Genomic DNA, 21288 nt, shown 5'->3' on the forward strand with positions numbered 1-21288 from the left:
CGCGGTCGCTACTCCGCAGCCTCCAGCGTGTAGAGCAGATCGCCCGTCTCGATCTGTTCCCCGGCGGCGATGTGGATCTTCTTGATCCGACCGGCGACCGGCGCGGTCACGCTCGACTCCATCTTCATGGCCTCGATCACGGCGAGGATCTCGCCGGCGGGGACCGCGTCCCCTTCGCCGTGGGCGTGGCTCGCGAGCAGGCCCGGGAGCGGCGCGCCGACCTGGAGCGGATCGTCCGAGTCGGCCTTGGCGTGACGCTCGATCTGGATTCCGAGCGTCCGGTCGTGCACCAGGATGCGTCGGGGCTGGCCGTTCAGATCGAAGAAGACCTGACGCTGGCCCTCGGAGTCCGGGTCGCCGATCGCAACGAGGCGGACGACGAGGCCCTGTCCGGGCTCGGTCTCGAGATGGATTTCCTGGCCGAGGCCCATGCCGTGGAAGAAGGCGACGGTCGGCAGGACCGTGAGGTGCTCGCCGTGCTCGCGCCTTCGTTCGACGTAGTCGAGGAAGACCCGAGGGTAGAGGACGTAGGCGAGGACCTCGGCCTTCGTCGCCTCACGGCCGAGCTTGTTCGTGAGCTCCGCGGCCGCGGCCTCGAGGTCCGCGTCGGCGAGATCCGCGCCGGGGCGTGCGTCGAGGGGCGTGCGGTCCTTGAGGACGAGCTTCTGCAGCTCTTCCGGGAAGCCATAGGCGGGCTGCCCGATCCGTCCCTCGAAGAACTCGATCACGCTGTCGGGGAAGGTCAGGTCGCGGCCGCGATCCATGACGTCCTTCGGTGTGAGACCGTTCGACAGCATGTAGAGGGCCATGTCGCCGACGACCTTCGAGGACGGGGTCACCTTCACGACGTCGCCGAAGAGCTTGTTGACCTCGGCGTACATCTTCATGACGTCGCGCCAGCGCTCACCGAGACCCATCGCGACCGCCTGCGTCCGCAGGTTCGTGTACTGCCCGCCCGGGATTTCGTGCTCGTAGACCTCCGCGGAGCCGTGGTACGGCCCCTTGTCGAAGGCGTGGTAGTTCGACCGGACCGACTCCCAGTAGGCGTCGAAGGGCAGCAGCTGGTCGAGGTCGAGCTCCGAGGACCGCGGCGATTGCGCGAGCATGGCGACCACGCTCTGGAGGTTCGGCTGGCTCGTCGATCCCGAAAGCGGTCCGAAGGCGCAGTCGATCGCATCGACTCCGGCCTCGACCGCCTGGAGGTAGGCCGCCCCCTGGATGCCTGCGGAGTCGTGGGAGTGGAGGTGGATCGGAACTTCGACCTCGTCGCGCAGGGCCGAGACCAGCTTCTTCGCCGCGTAGGGCTTGAGCAGGCCCGCCATGTCCTTGATGCAGAGGATGTGCGCGCCACGGTCGACGAGGTCCTTCGCGAGGTCCACGTAGTAGTTCAGCGCGTACCGCTCGCGACCCGGCTCGAGGATGTCGCCCGTGTAGCAGATGGCGACCTCGGCGATCGCGCCGGACTCGCGGGTGGCATCGATCGCGACCTGCATCTGATCGGCCCAGTTGAGGGAGTCGAAGATGCGGAAGAGGTCGATGCCGCGCTCGTGGGCTTCCTTCACGAACTCGCGGACGACGTTGTCCGGGTAGGTCGTGTAGCCGACCGCGTTCGCGCCGCGGAGCAGCATCTGGAAGAGGACGTTCGGGATCGCCTTGCGCAGGACCTCGAGGCGCTGCCACGGATCCTCGTCGAGGAAGCGCATCGCGACATCGAAGGTCGCGCCGCCCCACATCTCGAGGGAGAGGAGCTGGGGCGCGAGACGCGCGAGGGCGGGGGCGACCGCCAGCATGTCCTGGGTCCGCAGGCGCGTCGCGAGGAGCGACTGGTGGGCGTCGCGGAAGGTCGTGTCGGTCACGAGGGTGGCCTCGTGGCTCCGCATCCACGCGGCGAAGCCCTCGGCACCGAGCTCCTCGAACTTCTGCTTCGAGCCGGCCGGCGGCTCGGCTTTGCGGTCGTAGGAGGGGATCTGCGGCGTCTGGCGGAGCGCGTCCGGGTCGAGGCGCTCGACGTTCGGGCGGCCGTTCACGGTCACGTCGGCCAGGTAGGTCAGCAGACGCGTGCCGATCCCGCGGTCCTCGTCGAACTCGAGGAGCTCGGGCGTCTCGGCGATGAAGTGCGTGTCGCACTCGCCGGCCTGGAAGGTCGGGTGATCGATCAAGCGCCGCAGGTAGGAGACGTTGGTCTCTACGCCGCGGACGCGGAACTCGCCGAGGGCGCGCAGCGCGCGGGACGACGCTTCCTCGAGGTCACGGCCTCGGGTCGTGAGCTTCGCGAGGAGCGAGTCGTAGTAGGGCGTGATGATCGCGCCGGGGAAGGCGTTGCCCGCATCGAGGCGGACGCCGAGGCCGCCGGGGGATCGGTAGGAGATGAGTCGGCCGTAGTCCGGGAGGAAGCCGTTCTCCGGATTCTCGGTCGTCACGCGGCACTGGATCGCGAAATCTCGCGGCGCGAGGGTCTCCTGGGAGATCCCCATCGACTCGAGGGTCTGGCCGGCGGCGACGCGGATCTGGGAGCCGACGATGTCGACGCCGGTGATCTCCTCGCTGACCGTGTGCTCGACCTGCACGCGGGGATTCATCTCGATGAAGTAGTAGTCGTCGCCGGAGACGAGGAACTCGACGGTGCCCGCGTTCTGGTAGCCGACGTGCCGCGCGAACTCGACCGCGGAGTCGCAGAGCTTCTCGCGGAGCTCCTGCGGCAGGTTCGGTGCCGGGGCGAGCTCGACGACCTTCTGGTGGCGTCGCTGGATCGAACAGTCGCGCTCGAAGAGGTGGACCACGTTGCCGTGCTTGTCCGCGAGGATCTGGACCTCGATGTGCTTCGGGCGGGTGACGAGCTTCTCGACGAAGACCTCGTCGTTGCCGAAGGCGCTGGCGGCTTCCCGGCGCGCGGCCTCGAAGTTCTCGACGAACTCCGCCTCGGTGTTGGTGACGCGCATGCCGCGGCCGCCGCCTCCGCCGCTCGCCTTGACCATGACCGGGAAGCCGATCTCGCGGGCGTACTCGAGTCCCGCCTGGGCGTCTTCGATCGGCGGCGAGCCGGGGATGATCGGGAGGCCGGCTTCGATCGCCGCGTTGCGGGCGCTCACCTTGTCGCCGACGGAGGAGAGGACGCTCGCCGGGGGGCCGACGAACTGGATCCCCGCAGCGGTCACGGCTTCGGCGAAGTCCGCGCGCTCGGAGAGGAAGCCGTAGCCCGGATGGATGGCCTGGGCGCCGGTCGCCTCGGCGATCTCGAGGATCCGCGGGATGTCGAGGTAGACGCCGACCGGATTGCCCCCCTCGCCGAGGGAATAGGCCTCGTCCGCCTTGAAGCGGTGGAGCGCGTAGCGGTCCTCGTCGGAGTGGATGCCGATCGTGCGGATGCCGAGCTCGGCACAGGCGCGGTGGATCCGGATGGCGATCTCGCCGCGATTGGCGATCAGCAGGCGTTCGAAGGGCATCGGGTCAGGCATGGGGAGGGGTCCGCAGAGATGGGTGGGCGCCGAGTGTACAGGTTTCCCCGTTTCGTGCATTGTTCACTGAAATCAAGTAGATAAAGACGTTTCTCGCGAGGCCGGACGGCCTTTTCGGGCGAACCGGCGGGAGCTCTAGGGGCCGCTCCCGCTCCTCCGGACGCGGGTCGCCCGGACCGCGCTCCAGGCCGTCGCGATCCGGTCGTAGGTTCTCGCCCGGGACGCCGAGGCGATCGCGGGGGGCTTGCTCGACGACGTCGTCGGTCCGGGAAGGGGCGAGAAGCGCGCCCTCGGGCGGCTCGAAGGGCTCCGGTCGCTCGCCGCGAAGGCCTACGCGGCGACGAAGCTTGGCCTGCGTGCGGACGCGCTCGCAGCGATGGACGCGGGACTCGGGCGCCGGCCCTCGCCGGACGCGCTCACGCCTCGATCGAAAGGGCGCGATTCGGGCAGTAGCGAACCGCTTCCTCGACCTTCTCTCGAAGCCCCTCGTCCGCCTCCGCCACGACCAGCTCGACGTGGGAGTAGGACCCGTCGTCGGACTCGACGACGCGGAACACCTCGGGCGCGGTGTCCTCGCACATGCCGTGCCCCTGGCAGAGGTCCAGGTCCGTCTTCACCTTCATCGATCCGTCTCCGTCTGCACGTAGAACTGGCTGGCCCATTTCCGGTAGTCACCGACCGGTCCGTCGCCGTCACAGAGGCGCGGCCGGTCGTAGTAGGTCTTGTTCTCCCAGATCGGGAAGTCCTGCTCGACGGCGGCCGCCATGTCGTCCGAGTAGGCCTGGTGGAAGGCGGCCATCTCCCGGTCGCTCCGGCCCGCCTTCTTGCCGATCACGCCGAAGCGCATGTGGAGCATCTCGTCGTCGACCGGCGTCATGCCCATGAGGATCACCGTATCCCCCATCCCGGTGTATTTGACGTAGCTGCAGCCGAGGCCGGGGTTGCGGCCGGTGATTACGATGTCGTCGTGCTCGTCGTCCATCGTCGTGACGTGCTTGCTCGTCACCGTCTGCCATTGGATCTCGTGCCCGACGAATTCGACGGTGCGGTTGGGCGGTGGCTCCATCAGGTGGACCTGGGTCAGGTGGGGCCAGTCGACGCTGTTCTCGGAGATCTCCTGGGGATGGGTCCGGATCGTCCAGTCGTACTGGGTCCAGTCCGCCGTCCAGTCCGCGGCGCCGAACTCCGGAATCGATGGCGGATCGAAGGTCGGGGCCGCTCCGTCGGGGTGGTACCAGGCCCAGACGACGCCGGCGACCTCGCGGGTCGGGTAGGTCCGCGCACGCACGCCCTGCGGCTTCCGCTTGGCGTAGGGCACGTCGAGGCAGGACCCGTCGCCGCCGAACCTCCAGCCGTGAAAGGGACAGCGGATCCCCTCGCCGTCGACCTTGCCCCCCACGCCGAGGTGGGCTCCGAGGTGGGGACAGTAGGCGTCCAGCACGCTCGCCTCGCCGTCCTCCGTCCGGAACACCACGAGCTCCTCGCCGAAGTAGGCGCGCCGGATGATCTGGCCGGGTGCGATCTCGGAGCTCCAGGCGACGGGATACCAGCTGAAGGGCGTGCCGAAGGGGAAGCGGGGCATCGTCGACTCCTTCGCGCGACCTAGCGCTCGCTCGGGCGAACGAAGCGGCCGTGGGCGGCGATCGGCGGCAGGTCGAGGGTGGTGCGCATCCCCGGCTCCGCCGCGCAGACCGGGGCGATCGCGTTCACGCAGTTCATGGCCGTCGCCAGCAGGCCGAACTCGGTCGAGCTGCCGTCGGTGACCGGGCCGAACGAGAGCTGGAGCGGCGGATCGCCGTCGATCTCGACGCGATACTCGAGGATCGCGTCGTAGGGCCAGTTCGGTTCCAGGTCGGGCGTCATCCGCCAGTAGGTCTGGAACTCGATCACCGCCTCGTCGTCGACGAAGCCGAGATACTCGTAGTGCTGACCGGCGACGTGGCCCGCCGGAATCGTACCGGCGGAGACCTCGACGTCGTGGGGGCAGGTCGCGAACTCGAAGCGCTTCTCGTATCGCTCGATCTCGAAGCCCAGGCTCGCGGCGACCATGTCCATCGACTGGAAGAAGATCGTGCTCATGACGTCGAGGAGCGGCGGGGGATTCTTGCGCGCCTCGTCCGCCGGCAGGCCGAAGCCGAGCTGGTCCATGACCATCTCGGGGCTCTCGCTCATGACCGACATGTTGCAGATCTCGATTACGCGCACGCGATCGACCCGACGCGAGAGGCCCGATAGGACGACGGGCAGACGGTCGCCGCTGAAGCCCGGGTGGATCCCCGTGCCGTGGAAGGACACGCCCCCAGCGGCACACGCCTTGTCGAGGCGTTGCTTCTCGGCGCCGTCCTTGAGATACGCCCAGCCCGCCGGCGTGATCACGTTGAGTCCCGCTTCGAGGAGGCGACAGATCTCGCCCACGTCCGCGAGGAGCGGCGCGTAGAGCACGCAGTCGGCGTCAAGAGCGAGGAGCGCGTCCACGTCGCGAGTCGCGGTGATCCCGATCGGGTCGATCCCGACGAGGGAGCCCGCGTCCTTTCCTTCCTTGGCTTCGGAGTAGACCTTCACGCCGACGAGCTCGAGGCCCGGATCCTCGAGGATGGCGGGGATGGCGTGGGTGCCGATGCTCCCCGTCGCCCACTGGATCACGCGAATTGGCGCCGCCATCGCTTCACCCGCCGCGCTTCGCGGAATCGGCGCCGCCATCACTTCACCCGCCGCGTGTAGCGGAGGTTGCAGGGGTCGCTCGGGCGGAGGATCAGCGAGGGCATGACCTCGCGGTAGCTCTCCGGCGGATCGACGCAGGAGAGCTCGTAGCGCGAGAGCAGGGCGGTCAGGATCGACTTCACCTGGAGGTAGGCGAACGCGTTGCCCACGCACTTGCGCTTCCCGCCGCCGAAGGGGATCAGCGCGAAGAGGTGCTCCGGAAGCGGGCGATGGGGATCGAAGCGCTCCGGATCCGGGAAGTGTTCGGGGAGGCGGTGGGACACGTAGGGCGAGATCACCAGGTTCGTCCCGACCTCGAAGGTGTTGCCCTTGTACTCGAAGGGCTCGTTCACGACCTGGCGCATGAGCGTGAGAAGCGGCGGGTGGAGCCGCAGGGTCTCGCTCAGGAAGCCCTCCATCACGGGCATCTCGCGCAGCGACGTGAACGAGAGATCCCCGCCGTCTCCGTAGATCGCGTCGACCTCCTCGATCACCTCGCGCTGGTACTCCGGATGACGCGCGAGCTCGACGCAGCACCAGGCGGCGGTGTTCGAGCTGGTGTGGAAGCCGCCGAACATGATCCAGATGATCATGCCGGGGATCAGCTCGTGGGCCATCGCGCTGCCGTCCTTGTAGCGCGCATCGAGGAAGCTCTGGAGCATGTCCGTCGGCGGTTCCTCGCCGCGGGCGTTCGCTTCGAGCCGATCGTTCACCGCCTCCATCAGCATGTCCTGGAGCCGCGCCCGCGCCTCGTCGCGCTTGGCGAAGGCGTCCGCCTCGGACTTGAAGTCGATCACCGCCTCCGGCGAGATCGCGTGCTCGAGCTGGGCGAAGAGCACGCCGAATTCGTCCGTCAGCCGCTCGCGAAACTCCCTGCCCATCAGACAGTGGGTCGAGGTACGCAGGACCATGTCCTTGAACGTGTCGTGGAATTCCCGGACGCCCTCGTCGCCCCAGTCGGCGATGAAGTCCTCGACTTCCTCGGCCACGACCTGGGCATAGGTCTTCATGCGCTTGGGGCGGAGCGCGTCGGACATGAAGCGGACCTGCTGGCGCTCGATCTCGAGCGGCGCGCCGTACTGGATCCCCTCGCCGAAGACGGGGACCATGTACTGATAGGGTGCCGCGGTGGAGACGCGATCGTCCGGCGACCGGTAGACCGCTTCCTGGGCGTCGGCGCTCCCGAGCAGGACGTGCTTGGCGCCGAAGAGGTCGAACTCCGCGAGCTCGCCGCATTCCTGGTAGGCCCGGTAGAGGAAGTGGGCCGCGTGGGCCATGAACTCGTCGTAGTGGCCCGACTCGGGCTTCGCGCCACTCACGACCTTGGGGCGGGGCTGATCACTCATGGGCATTCCTCTCGTGTTGACTCTCGTGTCGTCTCGTGGTGTCGACCCGAAGGAGAGCGCCTAACGCGGGCGCCCCGCCTCGGTACAGAAGGCGCGCCGGAGCAGCACCTCCACTTCGTTCAGGATGGCCTCGTCGGACGGATCCGCGCCGGCCTCGTACCAGTCCGCGAGCAGCACCTGCTGCATCGCGAGCATCGTGCGCGCCAGCCGATCCGGATTCCCCGGCTCGAAGACGCCTTCCTCGATTCCGCGCTCGAAGATCGCGGCCAGTTGGGCCACGCCATCGCCCCAGACCGCCGCGCGCCGGGACTCGCGATCCATCGAGCGCCGTACGCCCCAGTTCGCGCCCTCGTCGAGGTACATCCGCAGGTACTCGGGCCGCTCCATGAAGTACGCGAGGTAGGCGCGGCTTCCGGCGAGGAGCGATTCGAGCGGATCCGACGCCGCGTCCTCGGCGGAGATCGACGCCGTGTGGATCTCCCGGAGCCGGGCTTCGTGGAGGGCGTCGACGATCTCGGCCTTGCCCTTGTAGACGGAGTAGAGCGTTCCGAGCGAGATCCCCGCGGCCTCCGCCAGCTGTTCCATGCGCGTCGCGGCGACGCCGTCCCGCGCGAACGCCTCGGAGGCGGCCTCGACGACGAGATCGCGATAGGCGGCGTGGCGCGCGTTCTTCGCGTGCTCGCGGGCCGCGGCTCGGCGGCCACCGGGGGAGGGGGAGGCGCTCGTCATAATCTGATATTGACAGATTAGAATCAGATTTCAATCCTGGATCGACCGCATTTCTGCCATCGTCCGGGGACGCCCCGGGGCGTCCGCTCCGCGGCGGCCCCACGCGGGCGATGAGGAGGGGCCATGCCCGACGTCGACGAGCGCCTGCAGAGCCTGATGGACGGCTCCGCCTGGGACGAATTCTGTGATCGCCTGAAGCAGGTCGGGCGCCACGTCCTGCGCCCCGAGGTCCCCGCGGACCCCTTCACCCGGGCCGAGGGCTACCGCTACCTGACCCGGGTTCTGCGTTCGTCCTTCGACATCTTCACCGAGCATGCCGATCCGGAGTTCCCGGTCATCTACCGCCCCTGCGACGAGATGGTGAAGTACGGCGGGGACGATCCGGACAAGTACCTCCAGAAGTGCGCGCTCTCCGGCGCCTTCGAGTACCGGATCCGCGGCCATCGCGGCACGATCCAGTCCGTCAGCTTCCTGACCCAGGGCAGCAACTTCGGGCAGGGTGGGACGATGCTCCCGACGGGCTTCCTCGACACGGACGGGCTCGAGGTCGCGGACGACGGCACGTTCGAGATCATCGTCAGCACGAAGGAGCACCCTGGGAACTGGCTTCCGATGACCGACGAGACGCAGGTGCTGCTCATTCGGCAGACCTTCGGCGATCGTTCGAAGGAGACCATCGCCGAGCTCGAGATCGAGTGTCTCTCGGCGCGCGAGATCCCGGATCCGCTGGATCCCGCGAAGTTCGCCGAAGGGCTCGGCTCCGCCGTCGGCTTCCTCGACGGCACGGCGAATCTCTTCTGTGACTGGGCGGCGCGCTATCAGGCGCACCCGAACGAGCTTCCCCGGGAAGATCCCGAGATCACCCGTCGCGTCGGTGGCGATCCGGCGATCGCCTACTTCAACTCGTACTGGACCCTGGCCGAAGGCGAGGCACTCGTGGTCGAGCTGGATCACGTTCCGCCGTGTCGCGCGTGGAGCCTTCAGGTCTGCAACTACTGGATGGAGAGCCTCGACTACCGGTACCACCGGACGAACGTGAACAAGGACACCGCCCACGTCGAGCCCGACGGCTCCGTCCGGATCGTGATCACCGAGAAGGACCCCGGCTGGCCGAACTGGCTCACGACCGCCGGCCACACGAACGGCACCTTCCTCTTTCGCCTGACCGGCGCGGAGGAGATCGTCGAGCCGAGGACGCGGGTCGTGAAGGCGAGCGAGCTCGCGTGAGGGGCGTCGCAACGGCGGTGCTTCCGTTGCTGGCCCTCGCGCTCTCGGGCTGCGCCGAGGATCCGTCCTGTGAGCCGGCGACGAGCGGCGGGCCGGCCAGCGAGTGGCCGAGCTACGGGAACGACTCCGGCGGCACCCGGTACTCGCCCCTCGCGCAGATCCGCTCGGAGAACGTCGCCTGCCTCGAGGAGGTATGGCGGTTCGAAACGGGGGATCTGCCGGGCGCGCGCGGCGGGCAGACGCGGTCGCCCTTCGCGTCCGAGACCACGCCGATCCTCGTCGACGAGACGCTCTATCTCTGTACGCCGACCAACTTCGTGATCGCGGTGGACCCGGCGACCGGGGAGGAGCGCTGGCGCTTCGATCCGGGGTTCGACCTCGACAGTCGATACGGCAACCAGCTCGTCTGCCGCGGCGTTTCGAGCTGGCGCGACCCGGCGGCCGACGAAGGCGCGACTTGCGGGCGTCGGATCTTCACGGCGACGAACGACGCGCGATTGATCGCGCTCGACGCGTCGACCGGCGACCCCTGCCCGGGCTTCGGCGAGGCTGGACAGGTCGACCTGAACCCCGGCGTCGGGCGCCAGGACTGGAAGGGCGAGTACCAGGTCACCTCGCCGCCAGCCGTCGGACGCGACGTCGTGGTGGTCGGAGCGGCGATCGCGGACAACAAGCGGACCGATGCGCCGAGTGGCGTCGTGCGGGCCTACGACGCGCGGACGGGCACGCTCCGGTGGGCCTGGGACCTGCGCTCGCCGGGCTTCGTCCCGACGACCGAGAACACGAGCGAGGCCGGCTACGCGCTCGGGACGCCGAACGTCTGGGCACCGATGTCCGTCGATCTCGAGCGTGATCTGCTCTTCGTGCCGACGGGGAATCCGGCCCCGGACTACTATCGGGGCGATCTCGACGTCGACTACTACGGAAGCTCCGTCGTCGCGATCCATCTGGCGAGCGGCGAAGTCGCCTGGCGATTCCAGACCGTGCACCACGACCTCTGGGACTTCGACGTTCCCGCGCAGCCGACCCTCTTCACTCTGCGTCGGGACGGGCGCGAGATTCCGGCCCTCGTCCAGGCGACGAAGATGGGGATGCTCTTCATCCTCCATCGCGAGACCGGCCAGCCGCTCTTCCCCGTCGAGGAACGGCCGGTCCCACAGGTCCGCGTCGCGGGGGAGGCGCTCGCGCCGACGCAGCCCTTCACCGTCAAGCCAGCGCCCCTCGTCCGCCATTCGCTCTCGCCCGACGACGCCTGGGGACTCACGCCCTTCGATCGCGCGGCCTGTCGCGACGCAATCGCTGCGCTCCGCTTCGAGGGGATCTACACGCCGCCGACCCTCGAAGGGACCCTGATGGTGCCCGGCAACGCGGGCGGGCAGAACTGGGGCGGACTCGCCGTCGACGAGGAGCGCCAGCGGATCCTGGTCAACCAGCAGGACTTCCCATGGAAGGTCGCCCTCGTCGAACGGAAGGACATGCCGGAGGACCTGAAGTTCTCCGGCGAAGGCTACGTCGAGCTCCAGCCCATGAAGGGCACGCCCTACGGCATGACCCGCGAGATGATCACGTCGCCCCTCGGCGTGCCCTGCAGCACGCCGCCCTGGGGCACGCTCGCGAGCGTCGACCTGAGTTCCGGCGACATCGACTGGCAGGTTCCGCTCGGCGGACTCCGCACCCTCGCGCCGCTCCCGATTCCCTGGGACCTGGGCGTGCCGAACATCGGTGGGCCCCTCGCCACGGGGGGCGGTCTCGTCTTCATCGGCGCCGCGATGGAGAACCGGTTCCGCGCCTTCGACGCCGAGACCGGCGACCTTCTCTGGGGAACGGACACGCCCTACGCCCCGATCGCGACGCCCATGACCTACCGCGTGGGCGGGCGTCAATACGTGGTGATCGGCGCGACCGGCTATGAGCGCGTCGGCCTCCCGCCCGGCGACGTCTTCATCGCGTACGCGCTCCCGGACGAGGGCGCGCCCTAGAAGTCGTGCCGGAGGATCAGGTCGAGGCCGGCATCGCCGGTCGTCGAGACGCTGCTGCCGACGCTGATCAGATCGTTCACCCGGTACTCGACGCCGACCCGGTCCGCCGGTTCGTCCCCGAGCACGTGCACGTACCGCAGGTAGAGGTTGGGCTGCAGGTACTTTCCGAAGCCGAGCTCGCTCGTGTTGCCCTCGTCGTCGGCGCCGATCTCGATGGAGTCGACCGGCATCGCGTCGCCGAGCAGCTCGCGCAGCTCGCGCTCGGCGACCCCCGCGACCAGACGCGCCGCCGCCGCGTCCATCGCGCCGCTCTGGCTCGCGCCGACCTCGTCCGCGGGGCGTCCGAAGATCAGGTAGGCCAGGACGTCCTGCTCGCTGCGCTCGGGTTCGGAGCGCAGGCGGACGATCGGGGACGAGAGGCGGCCCGTCACGTCGACGATCGCGACGATGTCGCCGGTCGGCAGACGAGCCTCCACGTCGAGGACGGGATCGACCTCCCGGTCGCCGACGAGCCGGACGCTTCCTCGGCGGACCTGGAAGCGGCGCCCCTGGAGCGTGTACGTGCCGTTGACGACCTCTCCCTCGCCGAAGACCCGCAAGGCCTCGCCTGGGCGGGAAGCGATCCGGGCGTTTCCCTTCACGTAGAGATGGGCGCCCTGGCCGCGGATCCGCGCGCCTTCGGGAACCTCGAACTCGACGTCGATGAAGGACGAAGTGACGAAGTCGTCGGCGCCGGGCGCAGACTCGACGAGCGCGTCGCCGGCGGCCGCGGTCAGGCGGATCTCTCGAAGGAGAGGATCCTGGGCCGCGGGCACCCGCACCCGTACACCGGGCAGCGTCAGTCGACCCTCGATCTTCGGTCGCGCCAGGGACCCCGAGAGCGAGAGGCGCCCGTCGACGTCGGCGTGCAGGAGCGGCGACCGGGAGACCGGCAGGTTCAGCAAGGCGAGCTCCGCGTCGATCGGCAGGCCGGCGTCGGGGGCGAGGTCGACGAATCCCGTCAGTCGAGCGCCCGCCTCGTCGTCGCCCAGACGCAGCTCGCGGAGCTCCAGCCTCGATTCGTCGAGGACGGCCAGGCCGTCGAGCGGGGCGAAGCGTCGGCGGAGGAGGGGAACGGTGATGCCGGCGTCCGCGACCTCGAGGCGGCCGGAGAGTCGCGGGCGTCCGTCTTCGAGCCGTCCTTCGAGTCGTCCGCGGAGCTCTCCGGCGGGATCGCGCAGGGTACGAGGGATCGCGGGAGCGAGCAGCGCGAGATCGAAGCCGTCGAGCTTCGCCACGAAGGTGGTCTGGTTCAGGACGGCGCCGCGGATCCGCTCGGGATCCGACGGCACGAGAGGCAGACGCGCCTCGATCTCGATCGGGGTCGCCGCCGCCATCTGGACGACGAGGCGCGAAAGGGTCGCCTTCGCCTCTTCGTTCGTTTCCCAGGAGAGGGAGACGTCGTCGAAGCTGCGTGCCGCGAGCGTCGGGGCCTCGATCGTCCCTTCGCCTGCGGTGAAGAGGACGCCGTTCCGGGCGTCCAGGCGGGCTTCGAGAGAGAGGCGTCCGCTCAGGGGCGGGGGAGCTTCGAGGTGCGCGGTGATCGCTTCGATCGGAAGCGCGCGCAGCACGAGAGCGACCGAATCCGGCGTGCCGGCGCGACCGTCGGCCGTCAGTACGATCGCGGCGCCCGGGTTCGGTCCGCCGTCGGTGGACCCGGATTCGACGGGCCCCTCGGCGTCGAAGTCGGTGGACACGGATTCGACGGTCCCCTCGTCTTCGAAGTCGAGCGCGAAGGCCAGGTCGTCGATCTTCCAGCGCTGCGAAGCCTCGAGCGTGAGGGAGGCCGGCCGCTCCAGACGGATTCGCGGGAACCGCGCCGATCCGGTTCCGGTCTCGAGTCGTGTCAGGTCGACCTCGATCCGATCCGGGGTGGCTGGCGCGCGCGTTCGTCCGGCGAGGTCGAGCGAGCCGAACGACGTCGTGTCGACGATGACCTCCTCTCCGCGAAGCTGCGCTTCGACCCGCAGACCATCGCCCTCCGCTTCGGTTCGGCCGTCGAGCGTGAACGCGCCCGAGAACGGGGTGGGGACGGCGCCCGACTGCGAGACGAAGGTGCCGTCGAACGCCGCGCCGAAGGTCGCCCGTCGGCCGACGGGATCGATCTCGGCTTCGATCCGGAGCGGGACGGAGGGAGCGCGTGGATCCGGTCGGGGAGACCCCGTCGCCCAGGCCAGCGCGTGGAGCCGGGCCGGGGCCGTACCGTTTCGCCGGAGCGAGACCGCGAGGTCCGTCGGCGCGAGGTCACCGAGGGTGAGCCCCCGCGCGTTCACCACGACGGCGCCGCTCGGCGCGTCGATCGGTCCGTCGAGGTCGGCCGTGAGCTCGAGCGTTCGACCGCGCAGATCCTCGACCTCGGGAAGGAGCGCTCGAGTCCACACGCCCAGGTCTTCGACCCGCGCGGCGACGGATGCGTCCTCGAGGTGCGTCTGCGATGCGGTCCCGGAGAGCGTCGCCTGGAGCCCCCGGGCGTGGGAGAGCGTCGCCCCTTCCACGAGAATCCGGCCCGCGTCGACGCGCGCCCGGGCCTGGATCTCGAGCAGGCCGGGGGGCAGTGATCGACCCCGAATCGGCGGGAGTCCGTCGATCGCGGCGTCGACCGTCAGGCGGCCATCGAGCGCGTCGCGCTCGAAGATCGTCGGCGCATCGAGCCGGAAGCCTTCGAGCTCGCCTTCGATCCGGGCGCGACCGAGGAGGTTCTCCGCGCGAGGGACCCAGCGCGCCAGCGAGCCGAGGTCGTCGACGCGCAGCGCGAATCGCACGGGGCCGGGCGTCCCGGTCGTCCCCTCGACGGTCGCATCGAGGGTGAGACCCGGGCCGCGCGCTTCGAGCGTGGTGGACAGACCGCCTTCCGCCGTGAGGCCGACGATGATTCGCGCGGCGTCCAACGCGGGCAGCGTCGACCCGACGCGCATCGCCTCGACCAGCTCGAGCTCGAGGTCCGCACGCTCGACGGGCAGGCCGACTTCCGTGTCGGGGCGGATTCCGGTGGCCTCGGCCTCGACGGCGAACACGATCCGATCGGCGCCTTCCGCGCCGTCGTTCGGGTCGCTCGCGTCCGTGGACGTCGCAGTGAGGGCGATCTGCGAATCACGAATCGCGAGTCGCCGGACCAGGATCGGGGGGAGCGCTTCGGCGTCCGCGGCCGGCGCCGGCGGCTGCCGGTCGGCAAGGCGATCGAGCACATCGTCGAGCGTTCGCCACCGCCCGTCCGCGTCGCGTTCCAGGGAGAGCCTCGCTCTCTCGACCTCGATTCGTTCGATCCGGAGCTCGTCGTCGAGGAGCCATCGCCAGATCCGCCATTCGGCGCGCACTCGATCGATCTCCGCGAGGGGCGCGGCCTCGGGGCCGATCCGGACGCCGTGCAGCTCGAGGCCCCGGCTCGCGCGACCGTCGACCCGATCGACCGCGACTTCGAGCCCGAGCTCGTCGCGGACGATCGACAGCGCGGCGTCTCGCAAACGATCGCGTTGGAAGCCGACGTCGATCGCGATCACGATCACCGTCGCCGCGACGATCGCCGAGAACACGAGCCAGCCGAGCAGGGAGAAGAGTCTTCTCATCAGAATGCGTGCCCCACGGACAGATGAATACGCCACGGATCCGTGTCGCGCGGCGGGTTCAGCAGGAAACCGACGTCGAGCCGGAGCGGGCCGACGGGCGTATCGACGCGGAGGCCGGGCCCGGCCGCGGCGCGCAGCGCGCTCGGGTGGAACGCGAAGGGACGGGACCGGACGTCCCCGGCCTCGACGAAGCCCACGAGCGCGAAGGGGCCGTAGACGCGTAGGCGCAGCTCGGTCCCGAGCTCCATCCGCGAGAGCCCGCCGATCGGGTCGTTCGCCGCGTCCTCCGGGCCGAGCTTCTGGAACCCGAAGCCTCGGATCGACTGCGTGCCACCGGAATAGAGTCGCCGCGTGAGAGGAACGTCGTCGCGCGAACCGTCGATCGGATCGAGGGTGGTCGCCGCGGCGCGCGCGGCGAGGACGACGGGACCGAGGGCGCGATAGGCCCGAAGGTCCAGACTCCATTGGTGGTAGTCGAGGTCGGAGCCGAGCGGGAACCCACCGAGCTCGGCTTCGAGGGTCGCCCGGAAGCCGTGGCGCGGGTCGAGACGGTCGTCGACGCCGTCGTAGCGGATGCCGCCGAAGCCATTCACGATCACGCTGTCTTCGGGGCCACGCACCGCGGGCGAGGTGCTGATCTCGAAGCTCAGGATGTCGGACAGCTCGTAGCCGAGTCCGCCGAAGACGGTGACCGGCCCGTCGCGACGGAGCGCGTGCGAGACGATCCCGCTCGCCCCGGTCACGAAGGCCTCGTATCCGGGACGCGCCCGACGCAGGGCGGAGACCGAGAGGTCGACCCGCGTCTTGGGACCGAAGAAGTGCGGCTGCCCGAGGGTCCCCTCGAAACCGACGTCGAGGAACGAGCCGAAGGCGCGGAGCCGAAGCCTTCGCGCGTCGCCCAGGAAGTTGCGCCAGTCGAGGGACACCTCTGCGCGGGGGCCGTCTTCCCTTCCGTAGCCGATCGACGCGCGCGCCGACCGGGGCGGCGCTTCCTCCAGGAAGATCTCGAGATCGACGACGCCGTCGACGCGGGCGCCGTCTCCGCCCTTCGGCTCGCCGACCACGACGCTCCGGAAGAGCGCGGTCTCGATCAGCCGTCGCTCCGAGTCGCGGAGCATCGAAGCCCGCAGGACCTCACCTCGCTCGAGCCGAAGCTCGCGCGCGACGACGTGCCTCGAGACCCTCTCGAGGCCAGTGAACGAGATCGCACCGACCGTCGCGCGTCGGCCGATCCGCAGCTGCCAGTCGACGCGTGCAGAGAGGGTCTCCGTCGAGACGCTCGCTCGACCCTCGATCCGCGCGAAGAGGAAGCCCATCTCGGCGCAGGCGAGCAGCAGCGCCTCGCGTCGCTCCCGATAGAGTCGCGTCCCGAAGCGCCCCTCGTCGCGCGGCTCGACGATCGCCTGCAGCGCGGTCCGTTCGGCGTCGGAGAGCGGTCGCGCCGCGTCCGCCGGCTCGACGATCGTGAGGTCCCAGCCGTCGAGTCGGGTCGCCGGTCCCTCGACGATCGTGAGGTGGACGTCGACGCGCTCCGCCGAGCGGCTGGGCGCGAGCGGGACGACGTCGGCCTGGATCTCCGCTTCGAAGTGGCCGACCGAGCGGTACAGATCGCGGATACGGTCCAGATCGTCTTCCAGCGTGAACGGATCGAGCCGCGGGGCGGGGCGCCAGAACCGCGGGTCGAGCGCGGCGCGTTCCGAGGTGACGATCTGCTCGGCGATCTCGGACTCCTCGAAGAGGGTCAGCCCGTCGAAGCGGAGGTGCTCGATGATCGGGCCGGACGGCGCGGAATCATCGGTGCCCCCGGTCTGTGCAGGCGCCCCCTGCGGGAGCAGGATCACGACGAGCACCGTCACGAGGGACAGGACTTGCTTCCTCGCTCGGATTCCGACCGCCGCGGGCGTGGGGCCGCCGCCCATCCTGGACTCCTCGACCGGGTCACCGGGGCGACGGTCCTCGTCGCGAACGGCCGCTGGATGGTCCGCTCTCCCCTTCTCGTTTCGTGCCCTGCCCATGATCATGCCGTCGCGGCGCGATTCGTCACCGAGCGGCGTCGCCCGGTTCGTTCTCGTCCTCGGAAGCGCCGGGCGCGGAGAGGGGGGCAGGGACGGGCTCGAGATCGATTCGGACGCGATCGGGCTGGATCGAAGCAACCCCCACGCCGTCCACGTCCTGGACCATCGCCGTCTCGAGGTTGAACGTGCGTCGGCCCATCCGCGCGAGGTAGGCGTCGATCTGGACCTCGAGTCCGCCTCGCTCGGCGAGCAGGAGGGCTCGGCGCGGCCCGCGCACGACGAGCGTCGCCTCGGTGGGATCGCTCGCGACGAACCGCAGATCCGGGGGCAGGTTGTGGACGACGATCCGTCCGGGGATGGTCCGCTCGACGATCTCTGCGCCGGGCACGACGAAGCCCCAGAGGAGCAGTGCCGCGGCCAGCGCGACGGCGATCTCGCGCACCTCGCGGCGATGGTGGAGCGGGAGCGGATCGTCTTCCCTGGTCTCGACGGTGAGCTCCTCGAGCAACGCCTCGGCCCCGGGCAGCCTTCGCAGGACCCCTCCTTTCGCGACCGAGATCGTCCCGCGCTCCTCGGAAACGATGACGATCGTCGCGTCGCAACGTTCCGAGAGACCGAGACCCGCGGCATGGCGTGTTCCGCCCGGTCCGACCTCCGAGTGGTTCGCCGAGAGCGGGAGATGCGCAGCGAATCGTTCGATCGTGTCACCCCGCAGCACCAATGCGCCGTCGTGTCCGGGAGAGCTGCTGTCGAAGAGCGAGAGGAGCAGCGGTTCGCTCGCGCGACCGCCGAGGGGGACGCCGCCGGTGAGATGGAGGTCGACGGGGTCGAGGCCCGGGACGACGATCAGCGCGCCCGTGCGCGCGGAGGCCAGTCGAGCGACGGTCCGGACGAGGACGTCGGTGGCGGGCACGGGAGCGGACCGGCCGCGGCGGTCGGGTCGGAAGCTCCCGAGATCCTCGAAGAGTCGCCGGAGATCCTCCTGGAAGACGACGACGAGGACGAGGATGGCGACGGCGGCGAAGCCCTGCAGGAGGAGAGCCATCAGCGTGAGGTCCAGCGCCCGGACCAGCAGGAAGAGGGCGGCCAGAATGGCGCCGCCGATCAGTGCCTTCCGTGCGCGCGTACGGACGACCGTCCGATAGAGCAGCCAGAGCACGCCGGCGACGAGCAGGATGTCCAGGAGGTCGAGGGGGCTGGGAAGGACCATCCGCCGGATGCTAGAGCCGCAGGTCGACGCCGACCATCAGCTGGGCGCTGGGGTCTCGATTTCGTCGCCGCTCGGTCGTGATGCCGTCCCCGTCGGACAGCTCGATCTCCTCGTCGACGACGACCCCGACCCGACCGCGCAGGCGCAGGTGCGGTCCGATGCGGTGGAGGAGGCCGAGATCGATCCGGGTCTGTCTTCGCTGCAGCGTTCCGTCGCCCGCACCCGCGGGAGGATTGCCGCGTTTGTCCAGCCGGTACTGCGTGCTGTCGGCGTGCCCCCCGATCGAAAGCTGCGTGGTGTCCGTCGCGTCCCACTCGATCGTCGCGCCCAGACCGCTGGACTCGACGGCAACCCGCGGATGGGGGCGCACGACGATCCGGTAGACGGGAGAGAAGCGCGCGCGTCGATCGTCGAGATCGGCGCCCAGGCCGAGGCCCAGACGCAGGCGCAGCCAGCGCCCACGGCGATACGTCGCGGAGAGACTGCCCCCGATCTGCGAACCGTCCAACACGTTCGCACCCCGCTCGTGCCGCGCACTCCACCCCGCGAGCGCCTCGAGCCCGAAGCCGCGCGGCAGGTCGAAGCGCGTCCCGAGACGGAGCCCGGAGTCGTAGAAATCGGTGAAGTCTTCCTCGCGACCGGATCGGGAGACGAGGAACGCATCGTTGCCGCTCACGCTGAGACGCTCCCAGGCGAAGCTCGGCGAGATGCCCAGGCTGACCCGTCCATCGAAGAGCGGCGCGCCGGCTTCCAGTCCGACTTCGGTCCGCGTCCAGGCGAGACGGGATCCCTCGAATTCGCCCGTCGAGAGCAGATCCTGCCGCAGCCGGACACGGAGGCCGGCGGCGCGCGCGCGCAGCAACTCCCAGAGGCCCGTCAGTCCTTCGGTCCGCTCCGTGACCTGCGCGCGGGACGGGCCGCGATCCTGCGCGGCGACGAGCCCGGGGCAAGCGAGGACGACCGAGAGACCGATCGTCGCCAATCCGACCGATCGGGATCGCCTCGCCGGAGTCCTGCGGACCATCCGGGGTCTCCTCGCGACCTCGTCGCCTAGCGAGGCCCGCTTCCGAGCCATCCGCGCTTGCGGAAGTACAAGACCATGCCGATGGCCACGATCGCCATGGAGCCCATCAACGTGGGGTAGCCCATGCGGATCTTGAGCTCCGGCATGTACTCGAAGTTCATCCCGTAGATCCCCGCCATGAACGTGAGGGGGATGAAGATCGCGCCGACGAGCGTGAGGAGCTTCATGACTTCGTTCTGTCGGTGGCCGAGGGTCGCGAGGACGGCGCTCATGAGATCGGTCGCGACGTCCCGGGCGGCGTCGAGGCGACCGAGGATCTGGCGCGCGTGGTCTTCGGCGTCCTTCAGGAAGACGGCGGCGGCCTCGGGAACGATCGCCGAATCGAGGTGGGAGAGCCTGTACAACGCGTCGACCTGGGGGCGCGCCACGCGCCGGAGAGCCGTGATCTGCCGTTGCAGGCCGTGGAGCTCGGCGACGAGGTCGGGCGTCGGGTCGTCGAGGATCTTCTCTTCGAGGCCGTCCAGGTCGTCCGCGATGGCGTCGACGATCGGGTAGTACTGATCGACGAGCGCATTCGCGAGGGCGTAGGTCAGCTGGGCAGGGCCCCCGCTGCGTTCGAGGCTCCGCGGGTTCCGGATCCGCTCGCGCACGCCGTCGAAGAACGCGAAGTAGCGCTCCTGGAAGGTGACGATGTAGCGCTCGGAGACGAGGATGCAGACCTGCGGGATGCCGTCCGCGACGGCGAAGGGACAGAGCGGCGCGCGGAGGACGGTAAGGATGTGCTCGGGATATTCGTGGGTCTTCGCGCGCTGGGGGATGTGGACCGCGTCGCCGAGCGCCAGATCGTGGATCCCGAGGATGTGCGCGACCGCGCGTAGCCGTTCCTCGTTCCCCAGGCCCTGGATGTCGATCCAGGTGGTGTTGTCGGTGTGCGTGTAGGGCTCGAGCTCGGTCGGGTCCTCGACTTCGCTCTCGATGAGCGTTTCGCCGCTGAACTCCATCAGCCGGATCTTCGGCGGCGGCGAGCCCTTCGGAACGTTGAGCTCGCGAACGGCGAGGGACTCGACGGTCGGATCGATCGGGTTCATGAGTTTTCTCCTGGATCGGCGGCGTCCGATCGCGTGGCAGGGGAGTGTGGAAGGGCATCGTCGCGGAGCTCGACGATCCGATTCGGATAGCCGAGCGGAATCCGAGCGCGTTGGAGGGCGAGGGCGACGTCGCGGTGGAGTCGATTCCTCATCTCGAGGAAGTTCTCGCGGAGCGCCCAGGCCGAGAGCTGGACCTCGAGGCCCGCTTCGCTCCAGCCGTGGAAGATCACCACGGGGGCCGGCTCGCTCAGGACGATCGGTGCTTCGGCGGCGCCGAGCAGGACGGTCTCGAGCGTCTCGAGGTCGACGACCGGGTCGACGCGGAACCGGAGGTCATGGCGCCGGATCGGGAACCGCGTGTAGTTGACGACCTCGGACTTCATGACGGACTCGTTCGGGATCCGCACGAGCAGGTTGTCGAAGGTCCGGAGGCGGATCGAGAGGGTGTCGATCGACAGGACGACGCCGGTCGTGCCGGCGATCTGGATCGTCTCCCCGACTTCGAAGGGGCGCTCGCCCAGCAGGAAGACGCCGCTCACGAAATTCGACGCCGCCGTCTGCGCCGCAAAGCCGATCGCGACCGTCAGGAGGCCCGCGGCCCCGAGCAGGACCGAGAGCTCGATCCCGACCTGGTGGAGCGCGCTCATCGCGAAGAGACCGGCGATCCCGTAGGTCACGACCCGCTGGAGAACGAGCGTCCGGTGGTTCCCGAGCGGGTCGCTCAGCGCGCGGGCGAGGGTGACGCTCGCGAGCCGCGCGAGCACGAAGCCGAGCAGGAGCAGACCGAGGGCGAGCAGCAGCGTCCCGGGGTCCGAGACGAGGCCGGGGTCGGTTTCCTGAGTGATCGCTTCCGGGTCCATCGCCGCCTGCGTTCACGCCCTCGATGGGGCGCGGAGTTCGGGGTGCCGAGAGG

Annotated in this window: 14 protein-coding genes; 2 read left to right on the forward strand and 12 right to left on the reverse strand. The window is 69.5% G+C overall.

The genetic code is table 11. The annotated features are described in order from the left end of the window. Window positions 1-8: 8 nt before the first annotated feature. The 6 genes from NXI30_18450 to NXI30_18475 form a co-directional block, all read right to left on the reverse strand. Window positions 9-3455 (reverse strand): pyruvate carboxylase, encoded by a 3447-nt coding sequence (locus NXI30_18450; protein ID MCR9096212.1) that lies wholly within the window; start codon window positions 3453-3455, stop codon window positions 9-11. A gap of 416 nt (window positions 3456-3871) precedes the next feature. Next, window positions 3872-4078, reverse strand: coding sequence for a ferredoxin (locus tag NXI30_18455; GenBank protein MCR9096213.1), 207 nt, complete (start codon window positions 4076-4078; stop codon window positions 3872-3874). Continuing rightward, window positions 4075-5037 (reverse strand): Rieske (2Fe-2S) protein, encoded by a 963-nt coding sequence (locus tag NXI30_18460; GenBank protein MCR9096214.1) that lies wholly within the window; start codon window positions 5035-5037, stop codon window positions 4075-4077. Before NXI30_18460 ends, NXI30_18455 begins: the two co-directional genes overlap by 4 nt. Before the next feature lie 20 nt (window positions 5038-5057). Continuing rightward, entirely contained in the window at window positions 5058-6155 is a 1098-nt protein-coding gene (locus NXI30_18465; GenBank protein ID MCR9096215.1) for a dihydrodipicolinate reductase, read from the reverse strand. After that, window positions 6155-7501, reverse strand: a complete 1347-nt coding sequence (locus tag NXI30_18470) for a cytochrome P450 (GenBank protein MCR9096216.1) — start codon at window positions 7499-7501, stop codon at window positions 6155-6157. Before NXI30_18470 ends, NXI30_18465 begins: the two co-directional genes overlap by 1 nt. Before the next feature lie 60 nt (window positions 7502-7561). Continuing rightward, window positions 7562-8230: a TetR/AcrR family transcriptional regulator gene (locus NXI30_18475; protein ID MCR9096217.1), complete on the reverse strand. Its 669-nt coding sequence runs from the start codon at window positions 8228-8230 to the stop codon at window positions 7562-7564. A 123-nt stretch (window positions 8231-8353) separates the two neighbouring features. Here NXI30_18475 and NXI30_18480 point away from each other — a divergent pair, with 123 nt between their 5' ends. Both NXI30_18480 and NXI30_18485 read left to right on the forward strand, forming a co-directional pair. After that, window positions 8354-9457 (forward strand): DUF1214 domain-containing protein, encoded by a 1104-nt coding sequence (locus NXI30_18480; GenBank protein ID MCR9096218.1) that lies wholly within the window; start codon window positions 8354-8356, stop codon window positions 9455-9457. After that, on the forward strand, window positions 9454-11436 hold the full coding sequence (locus tag NXI30_18485) for a pyrroloquinoline quinone-dependent dehydrogenase (GenBank protein MCR9096219.1): 1983 nt from the start codon (window positions 9454-9456) through the stop codon (window positions 11434-11436). The genes NXI30_18480 and NXI30_18485 overlap by 4 nt, the downstream gene beginning before the upstream one ends. Here NXI30_18485 and NXI30_18490 read toward each other — a convergent pair. From NXI30_18490 to NXI30_18515, 6 genes are all read right to left on the reverse strand, one after another. Beyond that, complete coding sequence (locus tag NXI30_18490; GenBank protein MCR9096220.1) at window positions 11433-15038, reverse strand: translocation/assembly module TamB domain-containing protein; 3606 nt, start codon at window positions 15036-15038, stop codon at window positions 11433-11435. The genes NXI30_18485 and NXI30_18490 overlap by 4 nt on opposite strands. Next, window positions 15038-16957 carry a BamA/TamA family outer membrane protein gene (locus tag NXI30_18495; GenBank protein ID MCR9096221.1) on the reverse strand — a complete coding sequence of 640 codons (1920 nt, stop codon included), beginning with the start codon at window positions 16955-16957 and terminating at the stop codon, window positions 15038-15040. Before NXI30_18495 ends, NXI30_18490 begins: the two co-directional genes overlap by 1 nt. A 121-nt stretch (window positions 16958-17078) precedes the next feature. Beyond that, on the reverse strand, window positions 17079-18263 hold the full coding sequence (locus tag NXI30_18500) for a diadenylate cyclase (protein MCR9096222.1): 1185 nt from the start codon (window positions 18261-18263) through the stop codon (window positions 17079-17081). Between the two features lie 10 nt (window positions 18264-18273). After that, a complete protein-coding gene (locus NXI30_18505) occupies window positions 18274-19287 on the reverse strand; it encodes a hypothetical protein (GenBank protein MCR9096223.1) in 1014 nt (337 codons plus the stop codon). A 26-nt stretch (window positions 19288-19313) separates the two neighbouring features. Then, window positions 19314-20375, reverse strand: coding sequence for a magnesium/cobalt transporter CorA (corA, locus tag NXI30_18510; GenBank protein MCR9096224.1), 1062 nt, complete (start codon window positions 20373-20375; stop codon window positions 19314-19316). Further along, entirely contained in the window at window positions 20372-21235 is an 864-nt protein-coding gene (locus NXI30_18515) for a mechanosensitive ion channel family protein (GenBank protein ID MCR9096225.1), read from the reverse strand. Before NXI30_18515 ends, corA begins: the two co-directional genes overlap by 4 nt. Window positions 21236-21288: the final 53 nt, after the last annotated feature.

This window comes from bacterium, from assembly GCA_024742285.1.
In the GTDB taxonomy this organism is placed as follows: domain Bacteria; phylum Myxococcota_A; class UBA9160; order UBA9160; family UBA4427; genus UBA4427.

Bases quoted from the DNA above. Each gene is read 5' to 3' on its own strand.
- NXI30_18450 (MCR9096212.1), bottom strand. From the start codon at position 3,455: ATGCCTGACCCGATGCCCTTCGAACGCCTGCTGATCGCCAATCGCGGC.
- NXI30_18455 (MCR9096213.1), bottom strand. From the start codon at position 4,078: ATGAAGGTGAAGACGGACCTGGACCTCTGCCAGGGGCACGGCATGTGC.
- NXI30_18460 (MCR9096214.1), bottom strand. From the start codon at position 5,037: ATGCCCCGCTTCCCCTTCGGCACGCCCTTCAGCTGGTATCCCGTCGCC.
- NXI30_18465 (MCR9096215.1), bottom strand. From the start codon at position 6,155: ATGGCGGCGCCGATTCCGCGAAGCGCGGCGGGTGAAGCGATGGCGGCG.
- NXI30_18470 (MCR9096216.1), bottom strand. From the start codon at position 7,501: ATGAGTGATCAGCCCCGCCCCAAGGTCGTGAGTGGCGCGAAGCCCGAG.
- NXI30_18475 (MCR9096217.1), bottom strand. From the start codon at position 8,230: ATGACGAGCGCCTCCCCCTCCCCCGGTGGCCGCCGAGCCGCGGCCCGC.
- NXI30_18480 (MCR9096218.1), top strand. From the start codon at position 8,354: ATGCCCGACGTCGACGAGCGCCTGCAGAGCCTGATGGACGGCTCCGCC.
- NXI30_18490 (MCR9096220.1), bottom strand. From the start codon at position 15,038: ATGAGAAGACTCTTCTCCCTGCTCGGCTGGCTCGTGTTCTCGGCGATC.
- NXI30_18495 (MCR9096221.1), bottom strand. From the start codon at position 16,957: ATGGGCGGCGGCCCCACGCCCGCGGCGGTCGGAATCCGAGCGAGGAAG.
- NXI30_18500 (MCR9096222.1), bottom strand. From the start codon at position 18,263: ATGGTCCTTCCCAGCCCCCTCGACCTCCTGGACATCCTGCTCGTCGCC.
- NXI30_18505 (MCR9096223.1), bottom strand. From the start codon at position 19,287: ATGGTCCGCAGGACTCCGGCGAGGCGATCCCGATCGGTCGGATTGGCG.
- corA (MCR9096224.1), bottom strand. From the start codon at position 20,375: ATGAACCCGATCGATCCGACCGTCGAGTCCCTCGCCGTTCGCGAGCTC.
- NXI30_18515 (MCR9096225.1), bottom strand. From the start codon at position 21,235: ATGGACCCGGAAGCGATCACTCAGGAAACCGACCCCGGCCTCGTCTCG.